General features: G+C 55.6%; 6 protein-coding genes and 1 pseudogene. All 7 read right to left on the bottom strand.

Annotation, left to right across the window (positions count from 1 at the left end; genetic code table 11):
• Positions 1 to 332: pseudogene (locus tag KVT34_RS25870) on the bottom strand (erythromycin esterase family protein); the annotation flags it as partial.
• 464 nt (positions 333 to 796) lie between these two features.
• Positions 797 to 3,166, bottom strand: a complete 2,370-nt coding sequence (locus KVT34_RS25865; RefSeq protein ID WP_217562496.1) for a heparinase II/III family protein — start codon at positions 3,164 to 3,166, stop codon at positions 797 to 799.
• Entirely contained in the window at positions 3,163 to 4,305 is a 1,143-nt protein-coding gene (locus KVT34_RS25860; protein WP_217562494.1) for a glycoside hydrolase family 88 protein, read from the bottom strand. The genes KVT34_RS25865 and KVT34_RS25860 overlap by 4 nt, the downstream gene beginning before the upstream one ends.
• A 275-nt stretch (positions 4,306 to 4,580) precedes the next feature.
• Positions 4,581 to 6,173, bottom strand: coding sequence for a response regulator transcription factor (locus tag KVT34_RS25855; RefSeq protein WP_217562492.1), 1,593 nt, complete (start codon positions 6,171 to 6,173; stop codon positions 4,581 to 4,583).
• The gene (locus tag KVT34_RS25850; RefSeq protein WP_217562490.1) at positions 6,166 to 7,905 is read right to left on the bottom strand and encodes a sensor histidine kinase; all 1,740 of its coding nucleotides are present in this window, start codon (positions 7,903 to 7,905) and stop codon (positions 6,166 to 6,168) included. The genes KVT34_RS25855 and KVT34_RS25850 overlap by 8 nt, the downstream gene beginning before the upstream one ends.
• A gap of 135 nt (positions 7,906 to 8,040) precedes the next feature.
• On the bottom strand, positions 8,041 to 9,375 hold the full coding sequence (locus KVT34_RS25845; RefSeq protein WP_217562488.1) for an ABC transporter substrate-binding protein: 1,335 nt from the start codon (positions 9,373 to 9,375) through the stop codon (positions 8,041 to 8,043).
• Between the two features lie 139 nt (positions 9,376 to 9,514).
• Positions 9,515 to 10,351, bottom strand: coding sequence for a carbohydrate ABC transporter permease (locus tag KVT34_RS25840; protein ID WP_217562486.1), 837 nt, complete (start codon positions 10,349 to 10,351; stop codon positions 9,515 to 9,517).
• Positions 10,352 to 10,362 lie beyond the last annotated feature (11 nt).

The raw sequence follows: 10,362 nt of genomic DNA, 5'->3' as shown, positions 1-10,362 counted from the left end.
ACTAAGTTGGTATAACCCTTTTCAGATACTAAATAATTAACAATCCGCTGTTTCATTGTAAAAACTTCATGAGGCCCATGCGTAGCTTCGCCTAAACCTACAATGGAAGCCGAGCCTACCATATCGTTAAGCGGTTTTAAATCATCGAAAGATGCAGCCGGATCCGTTGATATTAAAGGCTTTGCATTCGCTTCTAACCATTCCGCTATTTGATTTGTAGGGTTGGCAGCCGTAACAGAAACTTCTGTTTTCAAATCTGCATGAGTACATCCTACTAAATTAGTCAGTATTATAGCGGAAGCACCCAATACCATAATCATTTTCTTTTTCATAAAAACCTCCCGAAATCCTTGTTTATTCATTTTTTGACACTCAAGGGACTTACTTTTTAACCATTCATTCTCTTGTTACGCTTAAGATAAATTTATTCTAGTTGCTAAAACTCACTTATTTCTTACTCGGTTCTTACAAAATCCTTAATTCACTCCTGCCCGGGGAAAAGCGAAAAACTCCCTTCAAAAGGGAGCGGGTTATGGGGTTATTCATTTCGCAAGTTTAATGCTAAGTCAGTCGTTTTCAAACGGTTAATTTTATAAAAAAACGTCATCCTTTCTAATTAAAATAGATTAGAAGGGACGACGTTTTTGGGTACTTATTTGGGTACTTGAGAGTATTAGAATCTCATAAGTTGATGCGGATAGGGCTCGCCCACCAGCTTCAGTCTGACGCCGTCAGGCCATTCGAACGAAGCTTTCAAATCTTACCAAATGTAGAAAATTCCACCTTATTATTTACGCTATCTTACATTGATTGTTTCGATGCCTTCCGGCGTTTTTTTAATAAGCACGACTTCGCCGAAAATTTGAACGCCTTCCACGACGTAAGACATAATGCTCGTCGATGGCTTCTGGTGGCAAACCACCACAATATGCTGCTCCCCCGAGCTCGTCCAAGTCAAGCGGCAGGCTTCTGCGGCGGAGTCGGGCACTTTGGCTCCGTTGTAGGTGAAGACGTCCGCCTGCTCTACGACCGGAACCTCCGTCTTTCCGGGACGGACCGGGTAAAGCACCTGCATCATGGAAGCCGGACCCGTCGAGCCGCACGAGAAGGTTACGGCCGGAGCCGGCGTCATCTCGTTATACCGGTAGGACACGTAGGCGTCCTCCGTCCGGACGTGCAGCGGGCCGCGTACGGCTGCGCCGATGTCCGCAGGTACCGCTCCCTCGCCGGGAGTGGGCACGGAGAGGGAGGCCGGGCCGGCCCCATTCGTCTCGGGATGCGGCGATGCGCCCGAGGCAGTGCTCGTGTGCGGGAATTCGCCGTTCCCGCCTGCACCCGCCGGCGCCGGAACACCTCCGCTGCTTCCACCGGTCCCCGGCTCCGTTTCCGTCAGAAGAGGCGTCCGCGTAACCGGCAGCACGTGCAGGCCCGCCGTTCCGTCCTCCGTCGTAAAGCAAACTCCCCGTTCCTCGATACGCACCTGGCCGGGCGCGAAGTGGAACCGCTGCTCGAAACGGTGCGCGTCCCTACAGCGGAAGCTGTCAGCCAGCACCCAGTAGTCCGGCTTGATGAAGATCAGGCGGCGCTTGGGAATGACGGGATCGGCCAGATGAAGATAGCCGTCATGGCTGCCTTCCGCATAGTCGGCCGCAGGTCCCGATGTCCACCGGGTTCCCAGCGGAGCGGCAATACGGCCGTAGTCCCATGTGCCCAGGTACTCCGTAAATTCTTTGCCGTCCACAAGAGTCGTGTTGTGGGCGGCTCCCAGCTTGAAATACCGGCGGAACTCATCCCCGCCGTAATACGTGTAGCGTCCGGGGTCCATCAACAAATCCTTGCCGTATGCGCAAAGATCCACATGCAGCATATCCGCATGGCCGTGACCGCCGCCCATCGGCCCGCAGTTCATGCTGGCGAACCGGGCGTCCGGCTCCCAGTCCGAGCGCATGACATACTGCCCGGCTTCCTCGAACGCGCGGGAGACCGTTTCCGGCCGTACCGGCGTCAAGCGCTCATAAGCTTCCGCCTTATGCAGGCCGTAGAGCCACAGATTCGCCAGATCCACGCGGGCATGGCCGGCGTATTTCAGCTCCGCATCCCCGAACTGGATCGCGCCAGCGGTCAGGGCATCGCGCATATCGTTGTCGTCGCTGTCGCCTTTCATCAGCTGCCTGCCGCTCGGCTTCACGGAATACAAATTCGCCTTTGCCATTCGCCTCACGGCCGAGATCCACTCGGGATACAAGGCGATGCCGTTATTTTCGGCGAGATGCAGCACGTGCATATATTGGAAGAAAACTTCGTTATGGTAGAGCGGAGACTGTTCCCAGTGCATGCCGTCCCGGCCGATCTGGAGGGCGGCCGTCTGCCGCAGCCGGTCGGCGCTTACTTCCAGCCAGAACGCCGCATTCCGGAACTCGGGCATGAATACGCCGAGCGCGAAGAGGCCCGCGTTTTCAAGCACGCCCCAGTTGCTGAGGCGTCTCCAGGGATCGAAAGCTCCGGCAATGTACTCGCCGTGCTCATGCAGCGATTTCAGCATCCGGGCAACCAGCTCGGCCGTGAATCCGGGATAATCCCGGAAGCACTCGTACGCCCGGATCCAGTTGATGCAGCGGAGCCCCGCCTCGATCGTCCGCCACGCCAAAGTGGCGGACGCTTCCGCCGGACCGGCGGGCACGGGATTGCGGCGCAGCCAATCGTCCAGCTGCATGCAGAACGCTTCCGCGTACTTGTCTTCGCCCGTGACCAGGTACGCCTGTCCCAGATCGACCCAGTACGCATGCCGGTTCAGCATGTAAACCCACTCCACATCGCCTGCAGGCACATGCTGCCAGTCGATGTCCTCCGCGAAGGTGACCGGAACGCAGGTCGGTTCCATGTCCCATTCCCCGCGGAAGAGGAACGTCTTGGCGGCAACGCGTTCGGCCGAGGCCAACACTTCCCGCATGTCTTCCCCGTAATGATTACGGACATGATTCACAAGCCGCTCCCGTTCTTCCTCGCGGATAAACAGCACCGGAGAGGTGCGTGTTACGTAATGCCTTTTCAGCGTATCATAAGCTTCGTTCCGTCTCTCTCCGCCCGGCTCCAAGAGCGCGGAGGCAGCAGCGGCAAGATCCGGCTGTCCGGCATCCAATCCTTCACCGATCCGGCCGCTCTTCATCCTAAGGTCCGCTCCTTGCGGTCATACCAATAGCCCGGAATGTTCCGCTCTACGCGCATCAAGGCTTCCAGATAGTAGTAGTCGCCCCACACCATATAGTCATCGAGGCCGAGATTTCCACGTACATGATAGGACCCGTGATTAAGCAGCCCTTCCGCTTCGGGTTCGCCGGCCGTCGAATAGTTTTTCACGAGAGAAGCAAGCGAACGTTCCAGCAGATCCGCGAACTCGGCCCGGTCCGGGTCATTTGGCTCCAGGAGTCCGATCAGCTCATGCAATCCCGCGGCAACGATGGCCGAAGCCGAGCTGTCCCGCGGCGTCTCCGGCGTTACTTCCGCATAGAAATCCCAATACGCCACGGAATCCTCCGGCAGTTGGGAAGCGAAGTAGCGTGCCATCCGCTTGGACGTTTCCAGATACGCCGCATTGCCGGTATAGCGGTACGACAGGGCAAAACCGTACACACCCCAAGCCTGGCCGCGGCTCCATGTGGAACCGTTCGTAAAGCCCTGATGAGTCGCGCCTCCGATCGGCTCCCCCGTGACCGGCTCGAAAAAGAACGTATGGTAAGAGCTGTCGTCCCCGCGCACGAGGAACCGTCTGCTTTTATCCGCCTGAATAACGGCGGTTTTGCGGTATTTTTCGTCCCCTGTATGCTCGTAAGCCCAATAAAGCAGCGGCAGGTTAAGCAGGCAATCAATAATGATGCGGCCGCCTTCCGTTTCGTCACCCATCGGTCCCCAAGCTTGAATAAACTGCCCCTTGTCGTTCCAGCGTTCGAGCAGTTTGTCGGCCGCCTCCAGCGTCAAATGTTTGGCGTCCTCGTCCCCGAGTACGATCCATTCCGCTTTGGAGGAAAGCGAGTACAGAAATCCGATATCGTGATGGGCGAGCACCTTGTTCTCTTCCATCCGTTTTTTCATGCCTCTCACGGTGCTCCGCGCCGCTTCCAGAAACACTTCGTCCTTTGTATATTCGTAACAGAGCCAGAGCATGCCCGGCCAGAATCCGCATGTCCATTCGTCGTTATCCCGGAGTTCGTACCTGCCGCCGTCGCTCACGTGCGGGAACTTGTCGCCGAACTTCTCGATATTCCGGCGCGTTTTGAGCACCGCATCTTCAATTGCCGCTTTCCACATGGCCATTCCCCTTTCCTGTCTGAAAACCTGTCCTTTAACAAGCTGAGTGTGATGCGTCCATTGTAACGGGAGCCGCCCCTCCGACACAGGTGTGATTTTGGCAGGGATGTGCACTATTTTGACCTGGGGTCCCGCTGACGAAGCCTCCCGCACACGGAAATTCGAGGCTATGCCCCCAGCCCCGTCAAGGCGCCGCCGCCTGTTCCTCAGCATGTCCGCGTGTCTCACACAAGCCGGCGGCCGGCCTTTTTTTACCTAAAAAAAAGAGCACCGGGTTATCTCTCCCGATACTCTCGCGGCGTGCGGCCGGTGTACTTTTTAAACACTTTGGAAAAATATGTCCGGTCCGAATAACCGAGCTTGGCGGCGATCAGTTCCACCGGGTCTTCCGACATCTGAAGCGCTTTGCAGGCGATCTTCACCTTGTACCGGTGCGCGTAATCGGTGAAGCTCTCCCCCGTCAGGCGTTTGAAGTACCGGGAGAAATAGCTCGGATTCATGAACAGGTGCTCCGCCACGTCGATCGAGCTCACATTCTCTCCCAGGTGCCGGTAGATGTAATCGTCGATCACCTGCAGCTTCGGTTCTTTCACGGCCGGGGCGGCTCCCGTATCGGTTCCGATCATAAGCCGCTGAATCATCCAGCCGAAGACGGCGAGCGCATCATCGACGTGCATAGCCGTCTGCAAATACGGAATCCATTCGTCTTCTTCCGTGTCCGCGCCCGGCCGGGCCTGCTGAATAAACAGCTGACGGACCTTCCGGACGCACAACCGGTTCAGCTCCTCGGGATCGGCCAGCTTGCCGCACGCCGTCCGGCGGATGCGCTCGATCGCCTCCTCCAGCAGCGCATGGTCCCGATGGGCCGCGGCCGCCCCGATGTCTTCCAGCTCCTGCCCGAACAGCCCTTCCGCGGGCAAATAGTACACCTCCGACCCGTCGTCGAACTTCGGCGCCGCATACCCCGAGTCCGCGTAATAGAAACGGTACCGGTTCTTCGCCATGCTCCGGAAAGTCGGGCCGGCCGAAGACAGCTCAAGCCTCGCGGGGCTGGACAAAAACCGCAGGCCCACATGCAGAAACCGTTCGCACTTGTCCCGCAGATCGGCCGTGTAATCGTGCAGATACTGCTTTTCGTTAAACGTCAGCCCGGGCCGGTAATTGAGCAGAATGACGAGAAAATCGCCCGTGTTGAAAACCGTGACGCCTTCATACGTCTGGGCCACCTCGCACGCGATGTTGTACACGCCGTAGCGCAGAAGCGGCATGTCCCGGCTCGCGTATTTTTCGGGAAGCCCGGTGAGAGACAAGTGCCCCAGCAGCAGCGCATAAGCCGGATGCTTCCATTCCACTCCGAGACGCTCGGCGTATCCGAGCAGGCCGTCCGCCTCCGTTCCCTTGATCAGCCGCTGAAACAGGGATTCCTTCAGCAGATCCCGGTTGCGGTTCACGTCCTCCCGGTAGGACACCTGCTCCAGACTGACGACGGACTGCTGAATCCGTCCCACAGACTGCTTCAGGCTTCGGAGAAGCTGATCTTCCGTCAGCTCGTCCTTGATGAGATAATCGTCGGCGTTCAGCAGCAGCGCTTGTTTGGCATAATGAAAATCTTCGTGGCAGGTCAGAAAAATAATCCGGACTCCCGGCTTGATGCTCGAGAACTGGGCGGCAAGCTCCAGCCCGTTCATCTGCGGAAGGCCGATATCGGTCACGACAATGTCGGGCAGCAGCTCCTTGAACATCTGCAGCGCACGCACGCTGGAGTAAGTTTCCCCGGCTACGTGAAGACCGCACGCTTCCCAGTCAATCAGCTTGTGCAAATATTTCAGCATCGGCACATCGTCGTCGATCAGCATGACGTTATACATGGCTCTCCCCCTCCATAGGTTGAATCGGGAATGACAGCCGCACTGTCACGCCCCCGTTTTCACTGTGCTCCATTCCCATCTCCGCCGACATGCCGTAGGTCAGCCGCATACGCTGCAGCACGTTAAGCAGGCCGACACGGCGGTACGAGGACTGCTGGTCCGGGTCTTGGTTCAGCACGGCCTGCAGCTCGCGGAGCTGCCCGTCCGTCATCCCTCTGCCGTTGTCGGAGATGCGGATCACGACCCGGTCTTCCGCGCGCTCTGCCGTGAGCTCAAGGAGACCGCCCTCCTCCTTGTCGACGAAACCGTGCACCACCGCATTCTCGACGATCGGCTGGAGCAGCAGCATCGGCATCGGCTGCCTCTCAAGTTCGGCCGGAATTCGGACGGAAAGCTCAAGCGCGAGATCGTTTCTCATGTTCATGATCTCCAGGTAATGCTTCAAGAGCGCGCTCTCGCTGCGCAGCGTGGACGGCTCGTTCACTCGCATATAAGCGCGGAGCAGACTGCTCAGCGAATCGATCATCCGCCCGTGCAGTTTATCCTCCGACACGTACAGACTGCATTTGATCGAATTCAGCGTATTGAGAAGAAAATGCGGCCGGATCTGGGCAAACAAGGCCTGCAGCTCCAGCACGCGCTTCTGCTCCTGCTCGGTTTCGATGCCGGCGATAAGCCCGTTGATCTCGTCGAGCATCGAGTTAAAGGAGCGGCCGAGATCGCTGATTTCGTCCCTGCCTTTATCCGGGAAGCGGATGCTGCGGTTCCCTTCCCCGAACTGGTGGGCAATCCGCTGAAGCTTGCGGATCGGGCGGTGGAGGCTGCGCGCCAGGAAGAAGGACAGCATCAGGAACATGATGATAAACACCGCTAGAGCCATGCCGCTGACAAAGAATGTTTTCGTAATTTGTCCCGTTGCCGTTTTCTCCGGCGTCTCGTACACCAGCTTCCAGTTGCCTTGGGCGATAATCGCCTCGCTGCGGATATTCCGCTCTCCCTGTTTCTGCGGGAGCTCCGGCTCCGTAAAAGCGATGGAGGCATTGCCCGCGATGCGCTGCCCGTTTTTCTCGAAAAGCGTAAACTGGCCGGAAGTCGACGACGAAAAGTACGGATCGAAGTACGTGCTGGAAATGCCGATCATCAGCGTTCCGAGCAGGCCTCCGGTATCCGTGTCCCGGATGACCCGCGACAAGTAATAGTACGTGTCCTTGTCCGGACCCGATCCCGCGACCGTTCCGAGCCATTGGATACTGGTCGGGTTGTCCAGCACAATCCGCGGCTTGACCGTCTTCCAGTCGTTCTCCATCTGCGGCAGCGTCTGCCCGCTCCCCACGTCCATATATGGCACGATAAAGCCCGTATCGTTAACCAGGAACAGCCGCACATACTTGTTCAGGGCGTTAATCGACACCTGATCGTAGCTGTTGCGGATTTTGGTGTACTTGTTGAAATCGTCAAAGGTATGAATACCGGTCATGCCTTGAATTTCGCGGAGATTGTCCCGGATCTCCTCGTTTTGCACGTAGAAATGCGAAGCGAATGAGATGTCGTCCAGCAGCTTCTCGATATCCTTGGTCATGAGCTGCAAAATCGACTGGTTCGCCGCTTCCATTTTATCCATGGTGGTCCGTTTGATCGTGATGTAGGCAAGCGAGGACACGGTCACGATCGGCAGCAGGATGAAGATCAGGAACGAGAATTGAATTTTGCGGTAAAACGAGCTCTGAAGCATGACGTTCCTCCTCTGTCCGGACCTTCGCAAACGCTTTCGAACCGGTTGTTTTCTCACTATACCAAGAATGGCCGAAAACGAGCTACGGCAAAAACCCCCAGTTCAGGAGGCCTTTGCCGCAGAATCGTCCTTCAATTACTTTTTATTCTTCTCGATGACCTTGTTCGCTTCGTCTACCATCCATTTCTGAACATCTTCCACTTTCTTGTTGTCCAGAATGAACATGCTGAATCCGTCGGTCAGGATTTTGTCCAAAGCAGCCGCGTAAGAGATGCTGTTCTTGGATGGCGGCAGGGCCTTAATGCCTGCATCGAATAGCGTGTAATTCAGGGAATCCACATCGTACAGGTTCTTGTTCTGGCCGATCAGGCGTTCCACAAGCGGCTTGGCATCGCCTTTCTTCCAGCCCGGAAGCTCGGCGCGTGCGTCTGTCAGGTTCGTGGACATGAAGCGCATGAATTGGTAAGCTTCCTGTTTATGCTCGGAGCTTGCACCTACGGACATGTAGTTGCCTCCCATGAACATATCGGTCGGATCGCCTTTCTTTTGAACCGGCACCGGCGCGATGGCCGTTTTGAACGTGTGCGGGAATTTTTGAGTATCCCCGATTTCGCTGATCATCCAGGAACCGGACAGCAGCATAGCCGCTTTCTGGTTAAAGAATTCCGCGCGGTAGTTCAGCTTCGCGCCGATTACGTCCGCGTAAGGCTTGGCCGTCTTGTCTTCCTTCTCCATCGCGCGGCGGAGATTGAAGAAGTACGTGTAGGTCGGGCTGTCGAAGTTCGTTTTGCCTTCTTCCGTCAGGAACGGATGCTGCATGTAAATTTGCGCGTCCGGGTTAGCGTACATCGGCCAGTTGTGGAAGTAGGCGCCGTAGCGTTTTTCCGTGCCTTCGCCTTTGTTCAGCTTCTTGGCGTATTCGCGGAACTCGTCCCACGTCCAGCCCAGTTTCGGAACCGGCAGACCCGCTTCGTCCAGAGCGTCTTTATTCAGAAGCACGAAGTTAGTCGTGATGTTGTTTTGAATGCCGTAATATTTGCCTTCAAACTTCGGATTGACGAAGTATTCTTCTTCGGGTTTAACGTTGTCTTTGGCGTAAAACTCATCCAGCGGAGCCAGCACCTTGTTGGCTACACGCGTATCCAGTTCGCTGATGCTCGGGAACATGACGACATCGACTTTCTCACCGGATGTCAGCAGGACGTCGAGCTTTTTAAGAGACTCCAGCGAGTTCCCCGGTACCAGAGAAATATGCTGAACTTTGATGTTCGGATATTTTTCCTGGAATTGGTCGATATATTTCTTGGTCGATTGCGCCTGGGTTTCGTTATCCCAGTTGTAATACTTGATGGTGACCTGTTTGCCGGAGCTGTCTTTGCCTGCGGAACCCTCTTCGGACTTGCCGCAGCCGCTGAGAACCGTAATGGCCAACATGACGCAGACGAGTACCCATGCCGTCGCCTTTTTCATTGTGTTGTTCCCCCTCAACCTGTATGTGTTTTCCTTTACAATCGGTATTATAGCCCCCGTGCGGGACAAACGTTGTGCAACAATTTGACTACTTTTGTGAACAATTTTGACTCTGTGCACGATTTTGCGTGTCCTGGCATTACCCTTTCACACCGCCGAGGGCGATGCCCTTGATCACTTGTTTTTGCAGGGCGATAAAAATAACCAGCAGCGGGATAATGGCAGATAAAGAAGCCATCATAAGCACCGCGAAGTTGTCCGCATAGTCGTCCTTGAAGAGCTGAATACCGAGCGTGATCGGATAAAGGTCTTTGTCCAGCAGGAAAATAAGCGGCATCTGGTAGTCGTTCCATGTCCAGATGAATTTGATGATCGCGACCGTGGCGAGAATCGGCTTACAGAGCGGCAGCATAATCTGCCAGTAAATGCGGAAGTAACCCGCGCCGTCGATTTTGGCGGCTTCGATGAAGTCGCTGTGTATGCTCATCATAAACTGTCGCAGCAAGAATGTGAAATAGATCGAGAACATCATCATCAGGATCAGCGCCAGATGCGTATCATACAGACCGAGCCAGCGGATCAGCAGGAAGCGCGGAATCAGCGTCGCCTGCTCCGGCACGATCATAAACGTCAGAAGCAGCGTAAACGCGATGTTGCGTCCGCGGAAGTTCAGCTTCGTGAACGAGAACGCGGCCATCGAGGAGATGATCAGCGTCAGAGCCGTAACGATTACGGACAGTTTGATCGAGTTAAAATAAAACAGGTGAAACGGGACATTGCCGGCCCAGACGGCTTTGAAGTTCCCAACCGCGTTCCATGCCTTCGGAATCCACTCGATCGGGAAGACCATGACGTCCTTCTCGTATTTCATGGCAGCCGAGGTCATCCACAGGAGCGGAATCAGAAAGCACAGGGAGAACAGGCCGATAATCACGGTGTTAAACAATTTCCAGAAGTCGAATTTGCGCAGACTCATAGGTGCTTCCT

Source organism: Paenibacillus sp. GbtcB18, assembly GCF_019091125.1.
GTDB lineage: Bacteria > Bacillota > Bacilli > Paenibacillales > NBRC-103111 > Paenibacillus_F > Paenibacillus_F chitinolyticus.
This window is presented reverse-complemented; position numbering and strand designations above follow the sequence as displayed.

What these genes read in the sequence shown, in the direction of transcription:
- KVT34_RS25855 (WP_217562492.1), bottom strand. Translation starts at nt 6,173, where the DNA reads ATGTATAACGTCATGCTGATCGACGACGATGTGCCGATGCTGAAATAT.
- KVT34_RS25840 (WP_217562486.1), bottom strand. Translation starts at nt 10,351, where the DNA reads ATGAGTCTGCGCAAATTCGACTTCTGGAAATTGTTTAACACCGTGATT.
- KVT34_RS25860 (WP_217562494.1), bottom strand. Translation starts at nt 4,305, where the DNA reads ATGTGGAAAGCGGCAATTGAAGATGCGGTGCTCAAAACGCGCCGGAAT.
- KVT34_RS25850 (WP_217562490.1), bottom strand. Translation starts at nt 7,905, where the DNA reads ATGCTTCAGAGCTCGTTTTACCGCAAAATTCAATTCTCGTTCCTGATC.
- KVT34_RS25865 (WP_217562496.1), bottom strand. Translation starts at nt 3,166, where the DNA reads ATGAAGAGCGGCCGGATCGGTGAAGGATTGGATGCCGGACAGCCGGAT.
- KVT34_RS25845 (WP_217562488.1), bottom strand. Translation starts at nt 9,375, where the DNA reads ATGAAAAAGGCGACGGCATGGGTACTCGTCTGCGTCATGTTGGCCATT.